Annotated in this window: 26 protein-coding genes; 6 read left to right on the forward strand and 20 right to left on the reverse strand. The window is 57.3% G+C overall.

The genetic code is table 11. The annotated features are described in order from the left end of the window. The first annotated feature begins 21 nt into the window (after positions 1-21). Positions 22-2,160, forward strand: a complete 2,139-nt coding sequence (pta, locus tag G7090_RS16025) for a phosphate acetyltransferase (protein ID WP_106996035.1) — start codon at positions 22-24, stop codon at positions 2,158-2,160. Positions 2,161-2,215: 55 nt separating this feature from the next. Here pta and yfcD read toward each other — a convergent pair whose 3' ends face one another. Genes yfcD through yfcF form a run of 3 tightly spaced genes read right to left on the reverse strand, consistent with a single transcriptional unit; the run spans position 2,216 to position 4,054 of the window. Beyond that, the gene (yfcD, locus tag G7090_RS16030) at positions 2,216-2,758 is read right to left on the reverse strand and encodes an NUDIX hydrolase YfcD (RefSeq protein ID WP_106996036.1); all 543 of its coding nucleotides are present in this window, start codon (positions 2,756-2,758) and stop codon (positions 2,216-2,218) included. Between the two features lie 55 nt (positions 2,759-2,813). Further along, positions 2,814-3,365 (reverse strand): phosphodiesterase, encoded by a 552-nt coding sequence (gene yfcE / locus G7090_RS16035; RefSeq protein WP_166183055.1) that lies wholly within the window; start codon positions 3,363-3,365, stop codon positions 2,814-2,816. Positions 3,366-3,409: 44 nt separating this feature from the next. After that, on the reverse strand, positions 3,410-4,054 hold the full coding sequence (gene yfcF / locus G7090_RS16040) for a glutathione transferase (RefSeq protein ID WP_106996037.1): 645 nt from the start codon (positions 4,052-4,054) through the stop codon (positions 3,410-3,412). A 144-nt stretch (positions 4,055-4,198) separates the two neighbouring features. Here yfcF and yfcG point away from each other — a divergent pair, with 144 nt between their 5' ends. The 4 genes from yfcG to G7090_RS16060 are packed head-to-tail and all read left to right on the forward strand — an operon-like array spanning position 4,199 to position 6,722. Further along, positions 4,199-4,828, forward strand: coding sequence for a GSH-dependent disulfide bond oxidoreductase (gene yfcG, locus G7090_RS16045; protein WP_166183057.1), 630 nt, complete (start codon positions 4,199-4,201; stop codon positions 4,826-4,828). Positions 4,829-4,879: 51 nt separating this feature from the next. Beyond that, complete coding sequence (gene folX, locus G7090_RS16050; protein WP_166183059.1) at positions 4,880-5,248, forward strand: dihydroneopterin triphosphate 2'-epimerase; 369 nt, start codon at positions 4,880-4,882, stop codon at positions 5,246-5,248. A gap of 13 nt (positions 5,249-5,261) precedes the next feature. Further along, positions 5,262-6,155 (forward strand): TIGR01777 family oxidoreductase, encoded by an 894-nt coding sequence (locus G7090_RS16055; protein ID WP_166183062.1) that lies wholly within the window; start codon positions 5,262-5,264, stop codon positions 6,153-6,155. 57 nt (positions 6,156-6,212) lie between these two features. Continuing rightward, a complete protein-coding gene (locus G7090_RS16060) occupies positions 6,213-6,722 on the forward strand; it encodes a GNAT family N-acetyltransferase (protein WP_166183064.1) in 510 nt (169 codons plus the stop codon). A 98-nt stretch (positions 6,723-6,820) separates the two neighbouring features. Here the strand turns inward: G7090_RS16060 and hisP are convergent, their stop codons facing one another. The 15 genes from hisP to pdxB form a co-directional block, all read right to left on the reverse strand. Beyond that, entirely contained in the window at positions 6,821-7,594 is a 774-nt protein-coding gene (gene hisP, locus G7090_RS16065) for a histidine ABC transporter ATP-binding protein HisP (RefSeq protein WP_106994731.1), read from the reverse strand. A gap of 8 nt (positions 7,595-7,602) precedes the next feature. Further along, positions 7,603-8,316, reverse strand: a complete 714-nt coding sequence (hisM, locus tag G7090_RS16070; protein WP_106994730.1) for a histidine ABC transporter permease HisM — start codon at positions 8,314-8,316, stop codon at positions 7,603-7,605. Next, on the reverse strand, positions 8,313-8,999 hold the full coding sequence (locus tag G7090_RS16075; RefSeq protein ID WP_106994729.1) for a histidine ABC transporter permease HisQ: 687 nt from the start codon (positions 8,997-8,999) through the stop codon (positions 8,313-8,315). The genes hisM and G7090_RS16075 overlap by 4 nt, the downstream gene beginning before the upstream one ends. A gap of 88 nt (positions 9,000-9,087) precedes the next feature. Further along, the gene (gene hisJ / locus G7090_RS16080) at positions 9,088-9,870 is read right to left on the reverse strand and encodes a histidine ABC transporter substrate-binding protein HisJ (protein WP_032612831.1); all 783 of its coding nucleotides are present in this window, start codon (positions 9,868-9,870) and stop codon (positions 9,088-9,090) included. A gap of 242 nt (positions 9,871-10,112) precedes the next feature. Beyond that, entirely contained in the window at positions 10,113-10,895 is a 783-nt protein-coding gene (gene argT, locus G7090_RS16085) for a lysine/arginine/ornithine ABC transporter substrate-binding protein ArgT (RefSeq protein WP_166183066.1), read from the reverse strand. Positions 10,896-11,192: 297 nt separating this feature from the next. Beyond that, positions 11,193-11,762 carry a UbiX family flavin prenyltransferase gene (locus G7090_RS16090; RefSeq protein ID WP_106994727.1) on the reverse strand — a complete coding sequence of 190 codons (570 nt, stop codon included), beginning with the start codon at positions 11,760-11,762 and terminating at the stop codon, positions 11,193-11,195. A gap of 88 nt (positions 11,763-11,850) precedes the next feature. Continuing rightward, a complete protein-coding gene (gene purF, locus G7090_RS16095) occupies positions 11,851-13,368 on the reverse strand; it encodes an amidophosphoribosyltransferase (protein WP_106994726.1) in 1,518 nt (505 codons plus the stop codon). Positions 13,369-13,401: 33 nt separating this feature from the next. Beyond that, the gene (gene cvpA / locus G7090_RS16100) at positions 13,402-13,890 is read right to left on the reverse strand and encodes a colicin V production protein (protein WP_106994725.1); all 489 of its coding nucleotides are present in this window, start codon (positions 13,888-13,890) and stop codon (positions 13,402-13,404) included. A gap of 185 nt (positions 13,891-14,075) precedes the next feature. Next, positions 14,076-14,771: a cell division protein DedD gene (gene dedD, locus G7090_RS16105; RefSeq protein ID WP_166183068.1), complete on the reverse strand. Its 696-nt coding sequence runs from the start codon at positions 14,769-14,771 to the stop codon at positions 14,076-14,078. After that, on the reverse strand, positions 14,761-16,029 hold the full coding sequence (gene folC, locus G7090_RS16110; protein ID WP_166183070.1) for a bifunctional tetrahydrofolate synthase/dihydrofolate synthase: 1,269 nt from the start codon (positions 16,027-16,029) through the stop codon (positions 14,761-14,763). Before folC ends, dedD begins: the two co-directional genes overlap by 11 nt. Positions 16,030-16,097: 68 nt before the next feature. Further along, entirely contained in the window at positions 16,098-17,003 is a 906-nt protein-coding gene (accD, locus tag G7090_RS16115) for an acetyl-CoA carboxylase, carboxyltransferase subunit beta (protein WP_039030948.1), read from the reverse strand. A 142-nt stretch (positions 17,004-17,145) separates the two neighbouring features. Further along, the gene (locus tag G7090_RS16120; RefSeq protein ID WP_106994723.1) at positions 17,146-17,805 is read right to left on the reverse strand and encodes a DedA family protein; all 660 of its coding nucleotides are present in this window, start codon (positions 17,803-17,805) and stop codon (positions 17,146-17,148) included. A gap of 27 nt (positions 17,806-17,832) precedes the next feature. After that, a complete protein-coding gene (truA, locus tag G7090_RS16125; RefSeq protein WP_166183072.1) occupies positions 17,833-18,645 on the reverse strand; it encodes a tRNA pseudouridine(38-40) synthase TruA in 813 nt (270 codons plus the stop codon). After that, positions 18,645-19,658 (reverse strand): aspartate-semialdehyde dehydrogenase, encoded by a 1,014-nt coding sequence (locus G7090_RS16130; protein ID WP_166183074.1) that lies wholly within the window; start codon positions 19,656-19,658, stop codon positions 18,645-18,647. Before G7090_RS16130 ends, truA begins: the two co-directional genes overlap by 1 nt. 67 nt (positions 19,659-19,725) lie before the next feature. Further along, a complete protein-coding gene (pdxB, locus tag G7090_RS16135; RefSeq protein WP_106994720.1) occupies positions 19,726-20,862 on the reverse strand; it encodes a 4-phosphoerythronate dehydrogenase PdxB in 1,137 nt (378 codons plus the stop codon). Positions 20,863-20,975: 113 nt separating this feature from the next. On the opposite strand from pdxB, the gene flk reads away from it, so the two are divergent. Next, positions 20,976-21,980, forward strand: a complete 1,005-nt coding sequence (gene flk, locus G7090_RS16140) for a flagella biosynthesis regulator Flk (protein ID WP_166183076.1) — start codon at positions 20,976-20,978, stop codon at positions 21,978-21,980. A gap of 81 nt (positions 21,981-22,061) precedes the next feature. On the opposite strand, the gene G7090_RS16145 is transcribed toward flk, so the two are convergent. Then, positions 22,062-23,240: an MFS transporter gene (locus tag G7090_RS16145; RefSeq protein WP_166183078.1), complete on the reverse strand. Its 1,179-nt coding sequence runs from the start codon at positions 23,238-23,240 to the stop codon at positions 22,062-22,064. Positions 23,241-23,307: 67 nt separating this feature from the next. Beyond that, entirely contained in the window at positions 23,308-24,525 is a 1,218-nt protein-coding gene (gene fabB, locus G7090_RS16150; RefSeq protein WP_166183080.1) for a beta-ketoacyl-ACP synthase I, read from the reverse strand. Between the last annotated feature and the right edge of the window lie 11 nt (positions 24,526-24,536).

Consider the following 24,536-nt stretch of genomic DNA (forward strand, 5'->3'; position numbering starts at 1 on the left):
GGTAACGAAAGAGGATAAATCGTGTCCCGTACTATTATGCTGATCCCGACCGGAACCAGCGTAGGCCTGACCAGCGTCAGCCTCGGTGTGATCCGTGCGATGGAACGCAAAGGCGTTCGTCTGAGCGTGTTTAAGCCAATCGCTCAACCACGTGCTGGTGGCGATGCCCCAGACCAGACCACCACTATCGTTCGTGCGAACTCTAACCTGCCAGCCGCTGAACCGCTGAAGATGAGCCACGTTGAGTCTCTGCTCTCCAGCAACCAGAAAGACGTGCTGATGGAAGAGATCATCGCTAACTATCACGCTAACGCCCAGGATGCGGAAGTGGTGCTGGTAGAAGGCCTGGTTCCGACGCGCAAGCATCAGTTTGCTCAGTCCCTGAACTTCGAAATCGCCAAAACGCTGAACGCGGAAATCGTGTTCGTCATGTCCCAGGGTACCGATACCCCGGAACAGCTGAAAGAGCGTATTGAGCTGACCCGCAGCAGCTTCGGCGGCGCGAAAAACGCCAACATCACCGGCGTTATCGTTAACAAACTGAACGCCCCGGTTGATGAGCAAGGCCGTACTCGCCCTGACCTGTCTGAAATTTTCGACGACTCGTCCAAAGCGAAAGTCGTGAAAATCGATCCGGCTAAACTGCAGGAGTATAGCTCCCTGCCAGTGCTGGGCGCGGTGCAGTGGAGCTTCGATCTGATCGCCACCCGTGCAATCGATATGGCGCGTCACCTGAACGCCACCATCGTTAACGAAGGCGATATCAACACCCGTCGCGTGAAGTCCGTGACCTTCTGTGCGCGTAGCATTCCGCACATGCTGGAACACTTCCGTGCAGGTTCCCTGCTGGTGACCTCCGCTGACCGTCCTGACGTGCTGGTTGCAGCCTGCCTGGCGGCGATGAACGGCGTGGAAATCGGTGCGATCCTGCTGACCGGTGCCTATGAAATGGACCCACGCGTCAGCAAACTGTGCGAACGCGCATTTGCCACCGGCCTGCCGGTCTTCATGGTGGACACCAACACCTGGCAGACCTCACTGAGCCTGCAGAGCTTCAACCTGGAAGTGCCGGTTGATGACCATCAGCGTATCGAGAAAGTGCAGGAATACGTTGCCGGTTGCATCAATGCCGACTGGATTGAATCCCTGACCGCGACCTCCGAGCGCAGCCGTCGTCTCTCTCCACCAGCCTTCCGTTATCAGCTCACCGAGCTGGCGCGTAAAGCGGGCAAACGCGTTGTGCTGCCAGAAGGCGACGAACCGCGTACCGTTAAAGCCGCAGCCATCTGTGCCGAGCGCGGTATCGCTACCTGTGTGCTGCTGGGTAACCCGGATGAGATCACCCGCGTTGCTGCTTCTCAGGGCGTTGAGCTGGGTTCTGGTATCGAAATCGTGGACCCGGAAGTGGTGCGCGAAAGCTACGTTGCCCGTCTGGTCGAGCTGCGTAAGAGCAAGGGCATGACTGAAGCCGTTGCCCGCGAACAGCTGGAAGACAACGTGGTTCTCGGTACGCTGATGCTGGAGCAGGACGAAGTTGACGGTCTGGTTTCCGGTGCGGTTCACACTACTGCGAACACCATCCGTCCGCCGCTGCAGCTGATCAAAACTGCACCAGGCAGCTCGCTGGTTTCGTCTGTGTTCTTCATGCTGCTGCCGGAACAGGTTTACGTGTACGGTGACTGTGCGATCAACCCGGATCCAACTGCTGAACAGCTGGCCGAGATCGCAATCCAGTCTGCTGACTCCGCGATTGCCTTCGGTATCGAACCGCGCGTAGCGATGCTCTCCTACTCCACCGGTACCTCTGGTGCAGGTAGCGACGTAGAGAAAGTACGTGAAGCGACCCGTATTGCTCAGGAAAAACGCCCGGATCTGGTTATCGATGGCCCGCTGCAGTACGACGCCGCAGTTATGGCTGACGTAGCGAAATCCAAAGCGCCGAACTCGCCGGTTGCGGGTCGCGCTACCGTGTTCATCTTCCCGGATCTGAACACCGGTAACACCACCTACAAAGCGGTACAGCGCTCAGCCGACCTGATCTCCATCGGGCCGATGCTGCAGGGTATGCGCAAGCCGGTGAACGACCTGTCTCGTGGCGCGCTGGTAGACGATATCGTCTACACCATCGCCCTGACCGCGATCCAGTCTTCCCAGCAGTAAGCAGCACCCCAACGTAAAAAGGCGACCTGCGGGTCGCCTTTTTTTATGGTTGCGATTAAGCTTCTTCGTGCTTAACCGGCTCGTTGCTGGCATTGCGGCTCATCCACAGGGCCAGTGCTTTCAGCGAATCTGGCGTGAAGTCGTCGCAACGGGCGGTGATCTCCGCCGGGGTCATCCAGCAGACTTCACTCACCTCTTCCTCCTGCAGCGCAAACGGACCGTGGGAGACACAGCTGAAAAGGCCTCCCCAGACGCGGCAGTGGCTATCTTCAAAGTAGAACTGGCCATGTTCGGCAAACGGCACGCCGGCAATTCCCAGCTCCTCTTCCGCTTCGCGGCGAGCGGAATCGAGTAACTGCTCATCGGCCTGCACCACGCCACCGGCGGTAGCATCGAGCATGCCGGGCATAAAGTCTTTCGTTTCGGTACGACGCTGAACCAGAATATTGCCCATTCCATCATGCACGACGATATAGGTCGCGCGATGACGAAGGCGCTGCGCCCGCATCTGCTCGCGGCTCGCCTGTGCGATTACCTCATTGTCTTCGTTGACAATATCCACCCATTCCGTACTTGCCAAATGACTCTGCTCCACCATCGGGAAACCTTCTCTTTAAAGCGCTCTCGCGGCGCGTTTACTGTTAAGGAGTAAATTACGGATTAATCTCTGACTGCGCAATAACCTGGCCATCATTCAGCGTCATAACGCACAAATGGTTTCCATCCAGCATGCCGTAGCTGGGGGAAAAACCGCCTTTGGGCAGGCTGACCGAGCCAGGATTAAAGTGTATGAGGTCGCCCTGTTTCCCGGCTACCGGAATATGAGTATGGCCGTAAACCAGCACATCGCCAGCATTCAGCGCGGGCAGGTTATCCGGACCAAACAGATGACCGTGGGTCACAAACAGCCGACAGTTCTCCAGCAGGATCTGCTGCCAGGGGGCGGTGATGGGAAAGTGCAGCAGCATCTGGTCAACTTCGCTGTCGCAGTTACCGCGCACGGCGATAATCCGCGACGCGTAGGCGTTGAGCCGATCGGCGACCTCAGCAGGCGCGTAGCCTTCGGGCAGCGGGTTGCGCGGGCCGTGGTTCAGTACATCCCCGAGGATCACCAGCCATTGCGCCCCGCTCTGGTTAAACAGCGAAAGCACCCGTTCGGTCGCCGGCAGCGAGCCGTGGATGTCCGATGCAAACATCAGCTTCATCAGTAATTCCTTGTGTCGAAAAGCTGCCCCATTATACCGGAATATTAGCCCGCCCGCTTCGCTGACAACGCCACGTACCGCTGCACGGACGCCCGCTGCCACTGGAAATTAGCGTAATCCACCAGCTGCTGGGGCACGTCGTCGCCATTGAGCACCAGACGGTTGAGCATCAGGGCCAGATCCGCATCGGCAATACACCACTCTCCGAAGAGGTTTTGCTGGCCGTGGGCAAGCAGCGACGAGGCGACATCGTAGAGCTGGTTTGCCGCCCGCTGCGCATTTTCGCTGAGGGCCGGTTTTTTCACCCCGCCAAACACTACGTCGGTAGAGCGCTCCTCACGGATCGGCACCAGATCGCTGCGCAGCCACGCCTGGATCTGGCGTGCGCGAGCGCGCTTTTGCCGATCGTGAGGGAAGATCCGCTCCCACTCCGGCGGGGCAAAATGCTCCTCCAGATATTCGGCAATGGCCGAGGATTCACTGAGTTCAAAGCCGTCGATCTCCAGCACCGGCACGCGGCGGGTCAGGGCATAGCCTCGCCACTGCGGCTGTCGATTTTCACCCCGGCTGAGATCCACGGTCTTCAGGGTGAAAGGCAATCCCTTCTCGGCCAGCGCGACATACACGCTCATGACGTAAGGGGAGTAATAATCGGCATCTGACCACAGGGTAATCGCAGGTTGGCTCATAAAATCCTCGTAACGCTTCGGAAGGTGGGTATCTATCCAAAATATAACCTCCTGCCCCAGCTGTCACTTGATGAAAACTCACGATTTATCATCACCACCTATACTCGATCCTATGCCGCAATAATCGTTATGACAGGAGTTGCGATGATTGACCTTTACTACGCCCCCACCCCCAACGGGCATAAGATCACGCTTTTTCTGGAGGAGGCCCAGCTGGATTACCGCATCCTGCCGGTTGAGATCAGCAAAGGCGAACAGTTCCGCCCTGAGTTTCTCGCCATTTCGCCTAACAATAAAATCCCCGCCATCGTCGATCATGACCCGGACGATGGCGGTGCCCCGCTGAGCCTGTTTGAGTCCGGTGAGATCCTGCTCTACCTGGCGGAAAAAAGCGGCAAGCTGCTGAGCGGCGAGTTACGGGAGCGCCACGTCACCCTGCAGTGGCTCTTCTGGCAAGTGGGCGGGCTGGGGCCGATGATTGGTCAGAACTATCATTTTAACCACTTTGCACCGCAGCCCATCCCCTACGCCATCGAACGTTTTCAGGTTGAGACGCAGCGACTCTATAACGTGCTGAATAAACGTCTGGAGAGATCGCCGTGGCTGGGAGGGGAGCACTACAGCATCGCGGATATCGCCTGCTGGCCGTGGGTCAATACCCATGAAAAGCATCGCGTCGACCTGGCGTCGTGGCCTGCGGTGAACAACTGGTTTGAGCGCATCCGCACCCGCCCGGCAACCGAGCGCGCGATGCAAAAAGTGCAGCAGATATAAACGGTTTCCTCATGTATCATGGTGGCAATAATGACACCGAGGAAGCCTGCAATGTCCCAGCACGACGCGATTATTCGTATTAAAAATTTACGCCTGCGCACCTATATCGGCATCAAAGAGGAGGAGCGCGCCAACCGTCAGGATATCGTCGTTAATGTGGTGATCCACTACCCGGCCGACAAGGCCCGGGACAGTGAAGATATCAATGACGCCCTGAACTATCGCACCGTCACCAAAAGCATCATTCAACATGTCGAGAGTAACCGCTTCTCTTTACTGGAAAAATTAACTCAGGATGTGCTGGATATCGCACGTGAACATCACTGGGTCACCTATGCTGAAGTAGAGATCGATAAACTTCACGCCCTGCGCTATGCCGACTCCGTCTCAATGACGTTAAGCTGGCAACGCCAGGCGTAACCCTGGAGGTTGTATGAAGATCCTGATAACCGGCGGTACTGGCCTGATAGGCCGGCATCTGATCCCTCGTTTGCAGACGCTCGGCCATGAGCTTACGGTGGTGACGCGCAGTCCCGAGAAAGCGCGTCAGGCACTCGGTTCCGGCATCAATATCTGGAAAGGGCTCACCGAGCATCAGGATCTGAACGGCTTTGATGCCGTCATCAATCTGGCGGGAGAACCCATCGCCGACAAACGCTGGACGGAAGAACATAAGCAGCGGCTGTGCAACAGCCGCTGGAACATCACCCAGCGCCTGGTGGATATGTTCAAGGCCAGCGACACGCCGCCGTCGGTGTTTATCTCTGGTTCAGCCTCGGGTTATTACGGCGATTTAGGCGAAGTGGTGGTCACCGAAGAGGAGCCGCCGCACAACGAATTTACCCATAAGCTGTGCGCCCGCTGGGAGCAGATCGCCTGCGGGGCGCAGAGCGAGCAGACCCGGGTTTGCCTGCTGCGCACCGGCGTAGTGTTGGCGCCAAAAGGCGGGATTCTGGCGAAGATGCTGCCGGTGTTTAAGCTGGGTCTCGGCGGCCCGATGGGCAATGGTCGTCAGTATCTGGCGTGGATCCATATCGACGATATGGTGAATGGTATTCTCTGGCTGCTGGATAACGATCTGCGCGGCCCGTTCAATATGGTCTCCCCCTACCCGGTTCGCAACGAGCAGTTCGCCCATGCCCTGGGGCATGCGGTACATCGCCCGGCCGTGGTTCGCGCTCCGGCCTCCGCTATCCGCCTGCTGATGGGAGAATCCTCGGTGCTGGTGCTGGGCGGTCAGCGCGCGCTGCCGAAGCGTCTGGAGGCGGCCGGGTTTGCCTTCAGGTGGTACGACTTAGAAGAAGCCCTGGGAGATGTGGTAGGTTAAATCTACCCGATCGGCTGTGTTAAATTGGTCCGCCCGTTCTCATAGTAAGGCGTTACGATGGCCACAATTACCACTCCCAGGCTGACACTTTCCCCTTTTGAGCCCGCTGACTGGCCCTTCTTCCTGCGGCTTCGCGAATCGCCTGAAATCATGCGCTATATGGCCGCTATTGCCGCAGAAAAAGAGACCCGCCGCCTGTTTGCTGCCCGCCTGACGGCTCCGCACACCTTTGTCATTCGAGCCCAGGATGACGACACCCCGCTGGGGGATATTGGGCTGCAAATCAGCGCTAAATATCCTGAAGAAGCCGATATTGGTTATACGGTGATCGCCGCTGCGCAGGGCCGGGGGATTGCCAGCGAGGCGCTGCAGGCCGTCTGTGAATATGCTTTTATTCGGGTGGGCGTAAAGGCGGTTAACGCGTATGTGCTGGCGGATAATGGTGGTTCGGTGCGGGTGTTAGAGAAAGCGGGCTTTGTGCGTACCCAGGTGCTGGAACAGGCGTATGAGATTAACGGCGTGCGCTATGACGACTGGGTTTACCGGCTTGAGTACGGTGCGGCCTGATGCCCTCACCCTGGCCCTCTCCCACAGGGAGAGGGAACAAACACAAAAAACGGCAACAGGTTGCCGTTTTGCTTTTACCTTGCGCCACCGGGCAAAAACTACTTTAACGACCCCTTCAGGAACTGCTGCAGGCGTGGACTCTTCGGGTTCGCCAGCACCTCATCCGGGTGGCCCTGCTCTTCGATTACGCCCTGATGCAGGAAAATCACGTGGTTGGAGACGTTACGGGCGAAGCCCATCTCGTGAGTCACCACCACCATCGTTTTTCCCTCTTCGGCCAGCTGCTGCATGATGCGCAGCACTTCGCCTACCAGCTCAGGGTCGAGCGCGGAGGTGGGTTCGTCGAACAGCAGCACTTCCGGCTCCATCGCCAGCGCACGGGCGATGGAGACACGCTGCTGCTGACCGCCGGAGAGATGCACCGGATACTTAATCTGCTGGCGCGCGTCGATACCCACTTTCGCCAGGTATTTCTCCGCACGGGCACGGGCTTCCTGCTTGCTTAAGCCCAGCACCTGCACCGGCGCTTCCATCACGTTCTCCAGCACCGTCATGTGGCTCCAGAGGTTGAAGTGCTGGAACACCATCGTCAGTCGGGTACGCAACATCCGCAGCTGGTGCTTGTCCGCTACCTTCAGCTGACCGTCTTTGTCCTGCACCAGATTAATGTTCTCGCCGCTGACCACAATCTTGCCGGCGCTCGGCTTTTCGAGGAAGTTGATGCAGCGCAGGAAGGTACTTTTACCCGACCCCGACGAGCCGATAATACTGATCACATCGCCCGCATTTGCCTGCAGCGACACCCCTTTCAGCACTTCATGTTCGCCGTAGCGTTTGTGCAAATCGATAACGTTTAATTTGTTCTCAGCCATCTTAATTCTCAGTGCGTCGAAGGTTTGACATGCTGCAACCAGCGTTTTTCCGCTTTGCGGAACAGGCTAATCAGGACGTAAGAAATGATTAAATAGAGCACTGCCGCGATGCCGAAGGCGGTAAACGGCTGATAGGTCGCCGAGTTAATGTCGCGGGCGATTTTCAGCAGATCCGGCACGGTGGCGGTAAAGGCCAGCGCGGTGGAGTGCAGCATTAATATCACTTCATTGCTGTAGGCAGGCAGCGCAATGCGCAGCGCCGACGGCAGGATAATGCAGCGGTAGAGCTTCACGGAAGAGAAGCCGTAGGCCCGCGCCGCCTCAATTTCACCGTGTGGCACGGAGCGGATCGCCCCGGCAAAGATCTCGGTGGTGTAGGCGCAGGTGTTCAGCGTTAACGCCAGCACGGTACAGTTTAGCCCGCTGCGGAAGAACGCGTTCAGCATCTCGGTGCCTTTGACGATCTCCAGCGTGTACATCCCGGAGTAGAAGACCAGCAGCTGCACATACAGCGGCGTCCCACGGAAAATATAGGTAAACAGCCAGATGGGGAAGCGAATGTAGTTATTGCTGGAGACGCGACCAATGGCGAGAAACACCGCCAGAATGCCACCCATCACTACGGAAGAAATCAGCAGCCAGAGGGTGATCGCCACACCGGTAAAGCGGTATCCGTCGGTCCACAGCAGCGATTTCCAGTATTCCTGAATAATCTCGATCACAGGTCAGCCCTCTTCACACCCACGGAGTAGCGACGCTCGAGCAGCAGCAGCACACCATTGGAAACGGTGGTAAACACCAGATAAATCACCCCGCAGACGATGGCGAAATAGAACGGTTCCCAGGTGCTTTTACCCGCCAGCTGCGTGGCTTTCACCACATCTTCCAGCCCCAGTAACGAGACCAGTGCCGTCGCTTTGAGGATAACCTGCCAGTTGTTGCCGATGCCCGGCAGCGCAAAGCGCATCATGGCCGGAAACATAATCCGGCGGAAGGTTTGAGAGGAGGTAAAACCGAAGGCCGTGGCCGCTTCGATATGCCCTTTCGGCACCGCGATATAGGCGCCACGGAAGGTTTCCGTAAAGTAGGCCCCGTAGATAAAGCCCAGGGTGATGATACCAGCCACCATCGGATCGATATCAATCTGTGCCATACCGATGGCATCCGTCAGGCCGTTAAGGGCGATTTGCAGACCGTAGAAGATCAGCAGCATCAGCACCAGGTCAGGCACTCCGCGGATCAGGGTGGTATAGCCTTCAAACAGCAGAGCCAGCGCCCGATTGGTCGAAAGCTTCGCGCCCGCGCCCGCCAGGCCTATTAACACCGCCAGCACTACCGAACTGAGAGCCAGTTCAAGGGTGACGAGTGCGCCTTGTAAAATTACGCCAGAAAATCCGTACAGCATACCGCCTGCCCTGTCGTGTCGTGAGTGGTGACGCCGTGTCTTTTCCCCTCCCCTAACGGGAGGGGTCGCACGTTATTGAGTGGGGCGTTTAGCCACCGTAGACATCAAAGTCGAAGTATTTCTTCGCCAGTTTTTCGTAAGTCCCGTCCGCACGCATCTCGGCAAAGGCTTTATTCAGCGCTTCACGCAGTTCGTTGTCCTCTTTACGCAGCCCCATACCGGTGCCCACGCCAAAGAGTTTCTCGTCCTTGATGGACGGACCGCCGAACTTGTAATCTTTACCTACCGGCTGCTTCAGGAAGCCTTCGCTGGCAGCAACTTCGTCCTGGAAAGCGGCGTCGATGCGGCCCGCAGTCAGGTCAGCGTAGATATTCTCCTGGCCCTGATAAGAGACGATTTCGATCCCTTTCGGTGCCCAGTGCTCGTTACCAAAGGTCTCCTGGGTGGTGCCCTGCAGCACGCCCACACGTTTACCTTTCAGTGACTCCAGGGTTGGCTGGATATCGGAGGATTTTGCTACCACCAGACGGGAATCCGCTGCATAAAGTTTGTCTGTGAAGGCAATCTCCTGCTGGCGCTTTTCGGTGATGGAGAGAGAAGACATAATGGCGTCGATTTTTTTCGCTTTCAGCGAAGGGATCAGCGCATCCAGTGGGTTTTCAACGAAGGTACACTCTGTTTTGATACGTTTGCACAGCTCTTTCGCCAAATCGATATCAAATCCTACCAGTTCACCCTGCGCATTCTTTGATTCGAAGGGGGCATAAGTCGGGTCAGTACCAATACGTACTTTTTGCGGAATTGCTGCGAATGCCGCAGTAGCGCTGGAAAATGCCAGAGCCAGAGAAAGTGACAACACCAGTTTTTTCATATCTATCCTCAACAGACTGTCTTCTTACGGGATTTTAACGCCGACGGGGGTGCTCTTAATGTGCCATTAATCGCCGCGGCAAGGCAAAAGATTATGCCCCGCGCGCGCGAAAAAGTGCATTGCGAGTGCTTAACTATTCACTTTATAACCAATGCGGCACAGGATATGCACCGTTGTGGTTCGCAATTGTTACTGGCGCACCATAACAGGGAGCCATTATGGTGCGCACCCGTCAGTAACGGTTAGTCGCCGTAGACATTGAAGTCGAAGTATTTCTTCGCCAGTTTGTCGTAGGTGCCGTCTTTACGCAGTTCGGTAAAGGCTTTATCAAATGCCGCTTTCAGCTCGGCATCGTCCTTGCGCAGGCCGATCCCGGTACCGTCACCAAAGTATTTTTTGTCTTTGACCGACGGACCCGCAAAGACAAACTCTTTCCCTGCAGGTTGTTTCAGGAAGCCTTCGCTCGCCGCGACTTCATCCTGGAAAGCAGCATCCAGACGCCCTGCCGCCAGATCGGAATAGATTAAATCCTGGTTCTGGTAGGCCACCACATCGACGCCTTTTTCACGCCAGTTGGCATTGGCAAAGCCTTCCTGGGTGGAGCCCTGCAGGACACCAACGTGCTTACCTTTCAGCGAATCAATGGTCGGCTGGATCGGCGAGCCCTTCGCCGCAATCAGGCGTGAATCCGCTGCGTACAGTTTTTCAGAGAAGGCGATCTCCTGCTGACGCTTCTCGGTAATGGAGAGCGAGGAGATAATCGCGTCGATTTTTTTGGCTTTCAGGGAGGGGATCAGCGCATCAAAGTCGCTGCCCACCCAGGTGCATTTCACGGACATGCGTTTGCACATTTCCTTCCCCAGGTCGATATCAAACCCGACAAAGTCGCCTTTCGCATCTTTCGATGAGAACGGCGCATAGGTCGCGTCAGTACCGATACGTACGGTCTGTGGGAGCGCCGCATAGCTGCTTGCCGCTGCACTTAATCCCACCAGCAAAGACAGAGCCAGAACCGTCTTCTTCATACATTACCCTCAAGTGTCGTGATTTTATTTTGTAATAGATGATGTTGTGTGTTGTTGCAGGCGATCCCTTGCAGGTCTTATGCCAGATTGCAATTAGTGCAAAATTACGGCGTTAAATATGTTAACGAAAGGTTGCAAGATTGCCTTAATGGTGAAAGATAGCAGGTCTGCCAAACGAACCGCAGTGGGAAGAAAGGAAAAAAGGAATTAAATGTTGAGGATATGATCGCGGTTGCAGAATTGCCCTGAAACAGGGCACGTTGCGCTGACCTGCCCCAGAGCAGGACAACTTTGCCGTCAGACGCCCTGCCAGCGGGCGAAGAGATCGTCCGGCAGTTCAATATCGAACTGGTCAATCACCCGGTTCACGGTTTGATTAATAACGTCATCCAGGCTTTGTGGGCGGTGATAAAATGCCGGCACCGGCGGCATGATCACCGCCCCCAGCTCGGCAGCCTGGGTCATCAGCCGCAGGTGGCCCAGATGGAGCGGGGTTTCACGCACGCAGAGCACCAGCGGGCGGCGCTCTTTCAGCACCACGTCGGCGGCGCGGGTCACCAGGGTATCGGTATAGCTGTTGACGATGCCGGAGAGAGTTTTGATGGAACAGGGCAGGATCACCATCCCCGCGGTCTTAAACGACCCGGAGGAGATGCTGGCGGCGATATCGCGGGCATCGTGCACCACATCGGCCAACGCCTGAACGTCACGCAGGGAGTAATCGGTTTCGAGAGAGAGGGTCTGACGCGCGGCCTGGCTCATCACCAGATGGGTTTCAACGTCAGCGACGTCGCGTAATACCTGCAGCAAACGGACGCCGTAAATCGCGCCGCTGGCCCCTGAAAGCCCAACTATCAATCGTTTCATATTATCGCCCTTACTGTAACAGGGCAGACTGTGCAGGATTTTGGCGGGAGTTGCAAGCGAGGGCGGACGCCCTCGCCTGCGATAAGGATTAACCTTCGTTATGCATCTCTAAGCTTTCGAGATCGTTCGCCATCTGCACGGCTTTCGCATCGTCGTTACGCAGAGAGTCGAGATAGTCGAGATACTGCTGATCCACATCTTTGGTGACGTAGATACCGTTAAACACCGAGCACTCAAACTGCTGAATATCCGGGTTCTCGGCGCGCACCGCGTCGATCAGATCGTTCAGATCCTGGAAAATCAGGCCATCGGCGCCGATGATCTGGCGGATCTCGTCCACTTCACGACCGTGAGCAATCAGCTCGTTGGCGGTCGGCATGTCGATGCCGTACACGTTCGGGAAGCGAATTTCCGGTGCCGCAGAGGCCAGGTAGACCTTCTTCGCACCCGCTTCACGGGCCATCTCGATAATCTGCTCTGAGGTGGTGCCACGCACGATGGAGTCATCCACCAGCAGAACGTTCTTGTCGCGGAACTCAGCGCGGTTAGCGTTCAGCTTGCGGCGTACCGATTTACGGCGCAGATGCTGGCCTGGCATAATGAAGGTACGGCCAACGTAGCGGTTTTTCACAAAGCCCTGACGGTACGGTTTACCCAGAATACGCGCCATCTCCAGCGCGATATCGCAGGAGGTTTCCGGGATCGGGATAACCACGTCGATGTCCAGATCTTCCCACTCGCGGGCAATCTTCTCCCCGAGCTTGGTACCCATATTCACACGGGCGCTGTAGACGGAGATCTTGTCGATGAAGGAGTCCGGACGAGCAAAGTAGACGTACTCGAACAGGCACGGATTAGTGACCGGGTTTTCCGCACACTGGCGGGTAAACAGCTGGCCTTTCTCAGTGATGTAGACCGCTTCGCCCGGGGCCACGTCGCGCAGGAACTCAAAGCCCAGGGTGTCCAGGGCCACGCTTTCGGAGGCCACCATATACTCGGTGCGGCCATCGCCAATATCGCGTTTACCCAGTACCAGCGGACGAATACCGTTCGGATCGCGGAACGCGACCATACCGTGGCCGATAATCATCGCCACGCAGGCATAGGCCCCGCGAATCAGACGATTCGTCGCCGCCACGGCAGCAAAAATGTTGTCGGCTTCCAGCGGATAGTGACGGAAATTATCCAGTTCGCTGGCAAAGACGTTAAGCAGAATTTCAGAGTCAGAAGTGGTGTTAATGTGGCGACGCTTCTCTTCAAACAGCTTTTTACGCAGCTCGTGGGCATTGGTCAGGTTACCGTTGTGGGCAAGCGTGATGCCATACGGAGAGTTAACGTAGAAAGGCTGCGCTTCAGAGGCGCTGGAACTGCCTGCGGTAGGGTAACGAACGTGACCAATACCCATGTTACCCTGCAGACGCTGCATATGGCGGGCTTCAAACACATCGTTTACCAGGCCGTTGGCCTTACGTAAACGGAAGCAGTTGTGTGCATCAATGGTGATGATACCCGCAGCATCCTGCCCACGGTGCTGAAGCACCGATAATGCGTCATAAATAGACTGGTTTACCGGCATGAAACCGGCGATACCGACAATACCGCACATTCGTCATTTCCTCGTTAAGCCACATCTCAGGGTTTATGCCCTGGGCAAAAAACTCGACGAGCTTTGCAGATAGTCGAAGAACAATCTGATGATGAAGCTGAACTGCGGGATCAGCTGCGACTTCTGCCAGTCTTCACTTTTTGAAAACCCGGTAAAGGTATCAAGGAAGAACAGTATCGCGGCTACAATCAACGCTCCTCGCAATGCACCGAAACAGATCCCGAGCACCCTGTCCGTTCCTGACAAACCGGTTTTCTCAACCAGCTGGCCAATCACGAAGTTAACAATGGCGCCTACAATCAGCGTCGCGATAAACAGCACCGCGATGGCGATTCCGTTTCGGACCAGTTCATCTTCAAAGCCCGTGAACCAGACAGACAGGTAAGTGTAGTAATGACTGGCAACAAAGAAGGCACAGCCCCAGGTTACCAGCGATAACGCTTCACGAACAAAGCCACGGATCAGGCTAACCAGACAGGAAAAACCTATCACCGCAATGATGGCGTAATCAATCCAGACCATATACGTCCCACGATTAAACGCCCTGTCATCCAGTTCGGGGCGAATTCTAACAGAAAAAGAAAACGTTTGCGTAGGGATTTCCTTCCCGCGCGTAAATAAAAAAAGCGCTGAAAAAATATTCAGCGCCCCAGGCGGGTTACCTTCTCAGGCAATCTGCTGCGCCTGTTTTTTAGTCAGCGAAAAACTCAGTTCACGCTGTAGTTCATCACTACGCCGCTCAGACCGGAGAGTTGATTCAACTCGCCAAGCGACCCCTTCAGCTTATCTCTCGATGCATCCGGGCCGACGAGAATACGGGTGATTTTACCCTGTACCGGCGTCGTAGGTGAAGTGTAAACGCGATACCCCGCGCCACGGAGTTTAGCCACCACCTCGTTGACCTTGTCGGCATTTTTCAACGCGCCGAGCTGCACGACATAAGCTTTACCGGTTGGCGCAGGTTTCTCTTCTGCCGTCGGTTTGGCCGGAGGGGTTTCCGTCGCCGCCGCCAGCTGCTGGCTGGTGTTATCGCGCTGCGGTTTCGGCTTCTCAACCGGTTTTGGTTTTTGCACCGGTTTTGGCGCATACTGCTCCACCGGCGCCGGATCCAGTTCGTTGTTATTCCCGGTCGCGAGACGCGTAGGGTCTAAGGACGGTGCCGCGGCATCGCCCGCCTGCACCTCTTCAGCCGCGCCTTCAGGCGGTTGAGCAGGTAACGCCTGCGTCGCCGCCGGCAGCATATCCGGCTCATCCCGGTCGCCAGGTTTCGGCACCAGCGGGATCGCCGCAAACTCATCCTGATAATGTTTTTTCTGTCCATCAAGCAGCCCGGGGAGAATAATCACTCCCAGCGCCACCAGCACAATGGTGCCTGCTAAACGGTTCTGAAACTTACTTGCCACCGGTTCTCCCCGCATCCATTACGTCCATGACATGTGCCACCGTGTGGAAAGATCCACACACCAGCACGGTATCTTCTGGTCTGGCATCCGCCATCGCCGCACGCCATGCCAGCTCGACGCTGGCAAAGCTCTGGCCCTCGCCGAGATGTTCCATCAGCTGTTCAGCCGTCGCCCCGCGTGGGCCTTCCAGAGGTGCACAATACCAGCTATCGACCACAGTCTCCATGCAGGCCAGCGTGCCGCCAATATCTTTATCATGAAGCATACCGATAACCGCCAGTACGCGCCCGGTTTTTGGCAATGATTTGAGACGTCCGGCGAGGTAAGCCGCGGCATGGGGGTTGTGCGCCACATCCAGAATCAGACGCGGTGAGTCGCTGACAATCTGGAAACGTCCGGCAAGGATTGCCTGCTCAATGCCGTCGCGAATGGCCTGCTCGTTCACCGTCAGACCGCTGGCGCGCAGGGCGGCCAGTGCCGTAGCGGCGTTCGGCTGCGGCACCTGCGGCAGCGGCAGGTTGTCCAGCGCGCCTCTGGCATCTTCAAAGCGCCAGCCGCTCTCCGTCACGCTGTAGCGCCAGTCGACGTCACGACGCTGCAACAGCGCCCCTTTCTCCCGGGCCACGTCAGCGATGGTGTGCGGCATATCGGGCTCGCCGACAATCGCCGCTTTACCGGCGCGGAAAATACCCGCTTTCTCACGGCCAATGCTTTCGCGATCGGGCCCCAGCCAGTCGGTATGATCCAGCGCGATGCTGGTAACCACCGCCACGTCCGGATCCACGATGTTAGTGGCGTCCAGCCGCCCGCCTAACCCGACCTCGAGGATCACCACGTCCAGCTGCGCCTGCTTAAACAGCCACAGCGCCGACAGCGTGCCGTATTCGAAATAGGTCAGCGACGTGTCGCCACGCGCGGCTTCGATCTCTGCGAACGAGGCGGTATGGGCCGATTCAGCGAGTTCGGTGTTCTGTACCCGCACACGCTCGGTGTAGCGCACCAGATGGGGCGAACTGTAGACACCCACTTTGTAGCCCGCCGCCATCAGCATGGATTCCAGCGTGCGGCAGGTGGTGCCCTTGCCGTTGGTGCCCGCCACCGTAAAGACAAAAGGAGCCGGTTTCAGAACGTCAAGGCGCGCCGCTACCTGGCTGACGCGCTCAAGTCCCATGTCGATGGCTTTACTGTGCAGGTTTTCCAGATAAGAAAGCCACGCGGCCAGGGGCGACGTGGCTTGGGGAAGAGTGATATTTTCCATGTTGCGCGCTTTTCAGTTACGGTTAGAAAGCAAAAGGGCAGCGCCATTGGCCCTGCCCTTTTCAGTTATCAGGCCTCGGGTTCCTGATCCGGTACTACCACGCCTTCGCGCGGCTCATCCGGGCTCGGCGACGGCAGATTCATCAGCTTCGCCAGAACGCTTGCCAGTTTCAGGCGCATTTCCGGACGGCGAACGATCATGTCGATAGCGCCTTTCTCGATAAGGAACTCACTGCGCTGGAAGCCCGGCGGCAGTTTCTCACGAACCGTTTGTTCGATAACACGCGGGCCGGCAAAGCCGATCAGCGCTTTCGGTTCAGCGATGTTCAGATCGCCCAGCATCGCAAAGCTTGCCGATACGCCGCCCATGGTCGGGTCGGTCAGTACGGAGATGTACGGCAGACCGCGTTCCTGCATTTTCGCCAGCGCTGCGGAGGTTTTCGCCATCTGCATCAGCGACATCAGCGCTTCCTGCATACGGGCACCACCGGAGGCGGAGAAGCAGATCAGCGGACAGTTGTCCTCCAGCGCCTGCTCTACCGCACGCACGAAGCGCGCGCCGACCACGGAACCCATTGAGCCGCCCATAAAGGAGAACTCAAACGCTGCTGCGACAACCGGCATCTCGTGCAGAGTGCCTTTCATCACCACCAGGGCGTCTTTCTCGCCGGTCTCTTTCTGTGCAGAGGCCAGACGGTCTTTGTATTTTTTGGAGTCGCGGAACTTCAGCACATCTTTCGGCTCAAGCTCGCTGCCCAGTTCAACCAGAGAACCTTCATCCAGCAGGCTATGCAGGCGGTTACGCGCCGACATACGCATGTGGTGATCGCACTTCGGACAAACTTCCAGATTACGCTCCAGCTCGGCACGGTACAGGACCTGGCCACAGCTGTCACATTTGGTCCACACCCCTTCAGGAATACTCGCTTTGCGGGTTGGGGTGATGTTGCTTTTAATTCGTTCAATCCAGCTCATTGATAACCTTTCTGCCTGAACCAGGTTTGCTGTAAGGGGCGCATAATGCCATTTTTGCCCCCGACAGACCATGAATGTTGCACATTAAAACATAACAGCCCGAAACTTTGGATAAAAAAGTGGTCGAACCGCAGTCGTGCTTTTATTTTGCCTGTTTTGCCGCCGCGCGCCGGTGACGAATAATTTCGATCACGCCCGGCAGAATGGAGACCACAATAATCCCTACGATCAGTAACTTGAGGTTTTCCTGAATCATGGGAATAGTACCGAAGAAATAGCCCGCGTAGGTAAAGCTGAGCACCCATAACAGCGCACCCGTCACGTTATAAAGCGCGAACTGACGGTACGACATATGACCCATTCCCGCAACAAAGGGGGCAAAGGTTCTGACGATGGGCACAAAGCGCGCGAGGATAATGGTTTTACCGCCGTGCTTCTCATAAAACGTATGGGTTTTATCCAGATAGCTGCGACGGAAAATCTTCGAGTCCGGATTACTGAACAACCGGTCGCCAAATAGCCGACCAATAGTGTAGTTCACCGCATCGCCAAGGATCGCGGCGATAAGCATCAGGACCACCATCAGGTGAACGTTGATGTCGTTGGTTTCGAGGGAGGCCAGCGCCCCCGCCACGAACAGCAGCGAATCGCCCGGTAAGAACGGCGTCACCACCAGCCCGGTTTCACAAAACAGGATCAGGAACAGAATGGCATACACCCAGACGCCATAATCAGCGACCAGCTCGGCCAGGTGAACATCAATATGCAGAATAAAATCAATTACAAAGCGAATAAAATCCATATTGTCTAAACCTTTATTGCACGGCTATCAGTCCGCTAAAAACAGCGGGCCCATTGGCGGTTTTGGAAGGTCAAAACGATCCGGGTAATCGACCGAGACCAGATAGAGCCCTTCCGCTCTCGCCGTTGCTGCTGCCAGGGTTCTGTCCTTCGCTGCCAGCAACTCTGCAATCCAGCTCTCCGGCTGGTGTCCGGCGCCCACTTCCATCAGGCTGCCAACAATATTCCGCACCATATGATGTACAAAGGCATTGGCTTTGATATCAACCACCACATACGCGCCATACCGGCTGACGTTAATGTGCATCACGTTGCGCCACGGCGTGCGCGACTGGCACTGAACCGCGCGAAACGAGGTAAAGTCGTTTTCGCCAATCAGCGCCTGCGCGGCGCGTTGCATACGTTCGGCATCCAGCGGCGCGTAAAAATGCGTTACGCCCTGGCCCAATACAGCCGGACGCAGGCGCTGGTTATAGATGATATAGCGGTAGCGGCGCGCGGTGGCGCTGAAACGCGCGTGAAAATCATCGGGCACAGTTTTGACCCAACGCACCGCGATGTCTCCAGGTAAATTCGCATTTACCCCCAGCGTCCAGGCCGCGTCTTTACGCACCGCAGTGGTTTCAAAGTGAACCACCTGCCCGGTACCATGGACACCGGCATCGGTACGCCCCGCGCACAGGACATTGATGGGCTCATTCGCCACCTGAGAGAGCGCTTTCTCCAGCTTCTCCTGGACGCTGCGCACCTCATTCTGTCGCTGCCAGCCATAATATTTACTGCCATCGTACTCAATCCCGAGGGCAATTTTATGGACCGGCTTTTGTTCCACTTCTGACATCAGTACAGATACTCCTGCACCAGTTTTTCAGCGACTTTTACCGCCATCAGCGCGCCGCCGAAGCGGACGTTATCGGCCACCGACCAGAACTGGATCTGCTCCGGCATGCCGTAATCGTTACGCACACAACCGATGGAGAGACGGGCGTTGCCCGTTGCGTCACCCACCTGGGTCGGGAACTCGCTCTCTTCAGACAGCTCGATCTCCTCGACGCGGGCAAAGGCGTCGCGCGCCTCTTCCGCCGCCAGTGGACGCATCGCTTCAAAACTCACCATCTGGGCATGACCGTAAAACACCGGCGACTGCACGCAGTTGGCGGAGATCATCAGGCCTTCATCCTGCAGGATCTTACGCACCTGATCGACGATCTGGCGCTCTTCACGCACGCTGCCTTCACGATCCGGCAGCAGTGGCAGCATGTTGAAGGCCAGCTGACGACCAAAGAAGTCCTCTTCATCCACCGGAATACCGTTCAGCAGCTTCGCGCTCTGCCCGGCCAGCGCATCCACCGCTTTTTTACCGTGGGCGGAGGCCGACAGCAGGCTGGTCACGGTGATGCGGGATAAACCGCCTTCATCGATCAGCGGTTTCAGGGCGGTCAGCAGCTGGCTGGTGAGGCTGTCCGGGACGGCGATGATATTACGGTTACGGTAGTCGGCCAGTACGAACGGGTTGACGTCCGGCACCACCAGCGGTACGTCCGGCTCAAGGGCGAACAGGCCGCTGGAATCAATCACCAGACAGCCCGCGTTGGTGGCTTCTTCAATATAGGTTGCGGAGGCTTCAGCCCCGGCGACGAAAAAGGCCAGCTGCGCCTGAGTCCAGTCAAAGTCAGCCGCATCCTGCACGCGTACCGATTTGCCCTCATAACGCAGATGTTCACCTGCGCTCTCATTACGCGCCAGGGCAAAGATCTCCCCCACCGGGAACTGACGCTCAGCAAGGGTTTCGAGCAGGGCTTCGCCCACGGCGCCCGTTGCGCCCAGTATGGCAATGTTCCAGCCTTCAGACATGGTGGTTTACTCCAGAAATAAAAAAGCGTCCCCGGCGGGTTATCCGCCAGGGAGCATTAAGAAGACATTAACGTACCGGGTGATGAGTGGCGTTGAAGCCCAGCTTATGCAGCAGTGATGCCGCCGCAGCGTCATCACACATCACATACAGGGAAGACCATTCGCGGCGCTCCACATAGTGCTTGCGCAGCTTGTCGAACTCACCCGGCATACCCGCTACTTTTCGCAGCAGCGCGTCATCGCGGCGCACATCATACACTAAATGCACCAGCCTTTTCAGCGTTGCCTGATCCAACGGGCCATGCAGAGTAATGCGGCCAAAATCCGGGGTCGGCAGCAGGGTATCCAGCGCCACCTGCTGCGATTTGCCAATAAAGGCGCTGTAGGCCTCGAACACCTGAGTGGTGCCGCGTGCTTTACCTTCCAGGGTGTAGCCCGCGATGTGCGCGGTGCCAATATCCACTTTATTCAGCAGGGCCACGTTGAGATCCGGCTCCGGCTCCCAGACGTCCAGCACCACGCTGAGATCCTGACCGGCATCCAGACGCTTCAGCAGCGCGGCGTTATCCACGACCGGGCCACGACAGGCGTTGATCAGAATAGCGCCCGGCTTCAGGCGGCTAATCAGGGCCTCATCGGCCAGATGCAGGGATTTATAGGGCCCGTCTTTAAACAGCGGCGTATGGAAGGTGAGCACGTCACATTCGGCCACCAGCTCGTCCAGGCTGCGGAAATCGCCCTCATCGCCACGGTCGGCACGCGGGGGATCGCACAGCAGCGTGCGGATACCTAACGCCTCGAGGCGCTTTTGCAGGCGACCGCCGACGTTACCTACCCCGACAATACCGACGGTGCGATCGGCGAGGGTAAACCCGTCACGCTCGGCCAGCATCAGCAGGGACGAGAAAACATACTCCACGACCGCGATAGCGTTACAGCCCGGCGCGGCGGAAAAACCGATCCCCGCCTGCTTCAGCCACGCGTCATCCACATGATCGGTTCCCGCAGTCGCCGTACCGACAAACTTCACCCCTTTGCCAGACAGCAGCGCCTCATTCACTTTGGTCACTGAGCGCACCATCAGCGCGTCGGCATCATCCAGCTCAGCGAGCGGGATCGGGCGTCCGGGAACGGCCTTAACCTCACCCAGGCGGCTGAACAGCTCGCGGGCGTAAGGCATATTTTCATCAACGAGGATTTTCACGTCTGAGTACCTGTTTGAGAGGAAGTTAACCGGTCAAGTGTGCCATAATCTGGCCGCCAGGCATATACGTAACCTGGTTTACGCTGAGTAACGACTTTAAGGATTTTTTGACGATGCAGCCCATTTCAGGTACGCCGCCGCAACCTCCGGGTGACGGCCCGCGTCCGTCTCATGTCGCAGGCGAACAGCCCCTCTCCACACAGCAGCGCACCGTACTGGAACGCCTGATCACCCGGCTGATTGCCCTGACGTCGCAGCAAAATGCGGAGGTGTGGGCCGGGGTCAAACACGATCTGGACCTGAAGAGTGATGCGCCCATGCTGTCGCGCCACTTCCCTGCGGCTGAGCAAAACCTGAACCAGCGCCTGAACACCGCGCAGCAGAACCACACCACCCGGCAGATGGTCTCGCAGCTGACAGAGCTGTTAAGCCAGGGAAATAACCGCCAGGCGGTCAGCGATTTTATTCGCCAGCAGTATGGCCAGACGGCGCTGAGCCAGCTGACGCCCGACCAGCTGAAGACGGTGCTGACGCTGCTGCAAAATAACCAGCTCGCTATTCCACAGCCACAACAGCGTCAGGCCACTGAACGCCCACTGCTGCCCGCCGAACACAATACGCTTAAGCAGATGGTGACCAAACTCGCCGCCGCCACGGGCGAGCCGACCAAACTGATCTGGCAGTCGATGCTGGAGCTGTCGGGCGTGAAGGCGGGAGAGTTAATTCCGGCCAGACAGTTTACCCATCTTGCCACCTGGCTGCAGGCCCGCCAGACCCTGAGCACCCAGACCGCGCCAACGCTGCACAGCCTGCAGGCGGCGCTGAAACAGCCGCTGGAAACCCGAGAGTGGGACAGCATTCAGGATTACGCCCGCCAGAACTGGCAGGCTACGCCGCAGACGGTGCTGACCACCGCCCAGGTGCAGGATCTGTTGAATCAGATCTTTATTCGCCGTAGCGAGCGAGAAGCGGGTGTGCCGGAGGCGCGAAACATTCAGCCAATCTACAGCCCGCTGTTTGCGCCGGTCGTGGAGACGTTCAAAACCCTGTCTGCCCGCCCCGGGCTGATGTTAATTGCGTTAATCATTGCGCTGGCGATTTTCTGGCTGGTGGCGTGATGTTTTGCCGGGTGGCGGCTTCGCCTTACCCGGCCTACGGTTCTTGTAGGCCCGGTAAGCGTAGCGCCACCGGGCAAGAAGCTAAGCCCTGCGAAACGCCACTAAAGTGACGACAATCCCCACCACCGCAGAAACCGCTCCCGCGAGGAACACCGACGGATAGCCAAACGAGGTGGCTAATAGCCCTGCCAGCGGCCCGGTGACCCCGTATGAGATATCCTGAAACGCGGCATAACCGCCCAGCGCCGTACCGCGTACCTGTGGAGCGACACGTTTAACCACCTCGACACCGAGTGCCGGGAAGATCAGCGAACAGCCGCAGCCTGTGAGGGCTGCGCCCAGCAGGGCGACCGGCTCGGTGGGCGCCTGCCAGAGCAGCACAAGGCCAAGGGTTTCAACTACCAGCGACGCTACTGCCACCTTCACGCCGCCATAACGATCCGGCATCCAGCCGAACAGCACCCGCATCAGGACAAACGCGCCGCCAAAAGCGGTGAGGGTAAACCCGGCCATCGCCCAGCCACGGCTCATAAAGTACAGCGAGACGAAGGTCCCAATCACCGCAAAACCTACGCCCTGCAGCGCAAGCCCCAGCCCCGGCTGCCAGATTTGCCCCACTACGCTCCACAGGGAGGGACGTTCGCCTTTATGAGCCGGAACGTTGCGCACCGTGCCGTTAAACGCCCATGCCAGCAGCGGTAATACCATCGTGGTACCAGCTAACGCCGCAAAGCCAAATTGACTGTTAATTAACAGGCCCAGCGGAGCACCCGCCGCCAGCGCACCGTAGATGGCCATCCCGTTCCACGACATCACTTTGCCGGAACGTGCGGGCCCGACCAGCCCCATTCCCCAGGTCAAAGTGCCGGTCAGGAGCTGACTTTCACCAAAGCCGAGAATTAAGCGCCCCACCACCAGCAGCGCGAATTTATACGCAGCATCCACCGGCAGTAGCGCGGCCAGTAGCCATGCACCGCCCGCCAGTCCGCAGGCAAACATGCCCTGCAGCGCCGAGCGTTTTGCGCCATGTTGATCCGCCAGACGTCCGGCGTAGCCGCGGGTTAACACTGTAGCTAAAAACTGAATACCCACGGCGATGCCGACCATGGTATTGCCATAGCCCAGCTCCTGGTGAACAAACAGCGGGATCACCGGCAACGGCAGGCCAACGGTCATATAGGTCAGGAATACCGCAAAGGCGATGCGGAACAGGGAGGTATTCCCGGAGGAGGCGTTTTTTTCTGAGGTAACGGCCGTCATGCATAACTCCGATTTCAGGCATAAAAAAGGGAGCCCTCAGGCTCCCTTCTACTATACATTCAAACGCTTATGCTTTCAGCTTACGCATGACCAGCGTGGCGTTGGTGCCGCCGAAACCGAAGCTGTTAGACATCACAGTGTTCAGCTCACGCTCGGTTGGCGCGGTGACGATGTTCAGGCCAGCAGCCTGCTCGTCCAGCTCTTCCACGTTGATACTTGGGGCGATAAAGCCGTGTTCCAGCATCAGCAGGGAGTAGATCGCTTCCTGCACGCCAGCCGCACCCAGAGAGTGACCGGTCATGGCTTTGGTCGCGGAGATGGCCGGGCTGTTGTCGCCAAACACTTCGCGGATTGCACCCAGCTCTTTCACGTCGCCTACCGGAGTAGAAGTACCGTGGGAGTTCAGGTAGTCGATTGGGGTATCCAGACCGTGCATCGCCATCTTCATGCAGCGCACTGCGCCTTCACCGGATGGTGCAACCATGTCTGCGCCGTCGGAGGTTGCGCCGTAGCCCACGATCTCAGCATAGATGTGCGCGCCACGGGCCAGAGCGTGTTCCAGCTCTTCAACCACCACCATACCGCCGCCGCCTGCGATAACGAAGCCGTCACGGCTCGCATCATAGGTACGAGACGCTTTTTCTGGCGTTTCGTTGTATTTGGTGGACAGTGCGCCCATTGCGTCGAATTCACAGGCCATTTCCCAGCCCAGCTCTTCGCCGCCGCCAGCAAACACGATGTCCTGTTTGCCCAACTGGATCTGCTCTACCGCGTTACCGATACAGTGAGCGGAAGTCGCACAGGCGGAGCTGATGGAGTAGTTTACGCCGTGAATTTTGAATGGCGTTGCGAGGCACGCGGATACCGCTGAGCCCATCGCTTTGGTCACCACGTAAGGACCCACCGCTTTCAGGCCGCGCGGGCTACGCATGGCGTCAGCACCGAACACCTGCGCTTTTGACGAGCCGCCGGAGCCAGCGATCAGACCCACACGTGGGTTGTTCTGGTAAACCTCTTCGCTCAGACCTGCATCAGCAATCGCTTCCTGCATGGAGAGGTAGGCGTAGATAGAGGCATCGTTCATGAAACGGACCACTTTGCGATCGATCATGCCCGTGGTGTCAAGTTTGACATTACCCCAGACATGGCTGCGCATGCCAGAATCTTTAAACTCTTCAGAGAAGGTGATCCCGGAGCGTCCTTCTCGCAGAGATGCCAGGACTTCCTGCTGGTTATTACCGATGCTGGAAACGATGCCCAAGCCAGTAATCACTGCACGTTTCATTCAATACCTCT

It is taken from the genome of Leclercia sp. 29361 (assembly GCF_011290365.1).
Lineage (GTDB): Bacteria > Pseudomonadota > Gammaproteobacteria > Enterobacterales > Enterobacteriaceae > Enterobacter > Enterobacter tamurae.

Coding starts and splice junctions, on each gene's coding strand:
- yfcD (WP_106996036.1), bottom strand. CDS start 2,758: ATGGTGGAGCAGAGTCATTTGGCAAGTACGGAATGGGTGGATATTGTC.
- yfcE (WP_166183055.1), bottom strand. CDS start 3,365: ATGAAGCTGATGTTTGCATCGGACATCCACGGCTCGCTGCCGGCGACC.
- yfcF (WP_106996037.1), bottom strand. CDS start 4,054: ATGAGCCAACCTGCGATTACCCTGTGGTCAGATGCCGATTATTACTCC.
- yfcG (WP_166183057.1), top strand. CDS start 4,199: ATGATTGACCTTTACTACGCCCCCACCCCCAACGGGCATAAGATCACG.
- folX (WP_166183059.1), top strand. CDS start 4,880: ATGTCCCAGCACGACGCGATTATTCGTATTAAAAATTTACGCCTGCGC.
- G7090_RS16055 (WP_166183062.1), top strand. CDS start 5,262: ATGAAGATCCTGATAACCGGCGGTACTGGCCTGATAGGCCGGCATCTG.
- G7090_RS16060 (WP_166183064.1), top strand. CDS start 6,213: ATGGCCACAATTACCACTCCCAGGCTGACACTTTCCCCTTTTGAGCCC.
- hisP (WP_106994731.1), bottom strand. CDS start 7,594: ATGGCTGAGAACAAATTAAACGTTATCGATTTGCACAAACGCTACGGC.
- G7090_RS16075 (WP_106994729.1), bottom strand. CDS start 8,999: ATGCTGTACGGATTTTCTGGCGTAATTTTACAAGGCGCACTCGTCACC.
- hisJ (WP_032612831.1), bottom strand. CDS start 9,870: ATGAAAAAACTGGTGTTGTCACTTTCTCTGGCTCTGGCATTTTCCAGC.
- argT (WP_166183066.1), bottom strand. CDS start 10,895: ATGAAGAAGACGGTTCTGGCTCTGTCTTTGCTGGTGGGATTAAGTGCA.
- G7090_RS16090 (WP_106994727.1), bottom strand. CDS start 11,762: ATGAAACGATTGATAGTTGGGCTTTCAGGGGCCAGCGGCGCGATTTAC.
- purF (WP_106994726.1), bottom strand. CDS start 13,368: ATGTGCGGTATTGTCGGTATCGCCGGTTTCATGCCGGTAAACCAGTCT.
- cvpA (WP_106994725.1), bottom strand. CDS start 13,890: ATGGTCTGGATTGATTACGCCATCATTGCGGTGATAGGTTTTTCCTGT.
- folC (WP_166183070.1), bottom strand. CDS start 16,029: ATGGAAAATATCACTCTTCCCCAAGCCACGTCGCCCCTGGCCGCGTGG.
- accD (WP_039030948.1), bottom strand. CDS start 17,003: ATGAGCTGGATTGAACGAATTAAAAGCAACATCACCCCAACCCGCAAA.
- G7090_RS16120 (WP_106994723.1), bottom strand. CDS start 17,805: ATGGATTTTATTCGCTTTGTAATTGATTTTATTCTGCATATTGATGTT.
- truA (WP_166183072.1), bottom strand. CDS start 18,645: ATGTCAGAAGTGGAACAAAAGCCGGTCCATAAAATTGCCCTCGGGATT.
- G7090_RS16130 (WP_166183074.1), bottom strand. CDS start 19,658: ATGTCTGAAGGCTGGAACATTGCCATACTGGGCGCAACGGGCGCCGTG.
- flk (WP_166183076.1), top strand. CDS start 20,976: ATGCAGCCCATTTCAGGTACGCCGCCGCAACCTCCGGGTGACGGCCCG.
- G7090_RS16145 (WP_166183078.1), bottom strand. CDS start 23,240: ATGACGGCCGTTACCTCAGAAAAAAACGCCTCCTCCGGGAATACCTCC.
- fabB (WP_166183080.1), bottom strand. CDS start 24,525: ATGAAACGTGCAGTGATTACTGGCTTGGGCATCGTTTCCAGCATCGGT.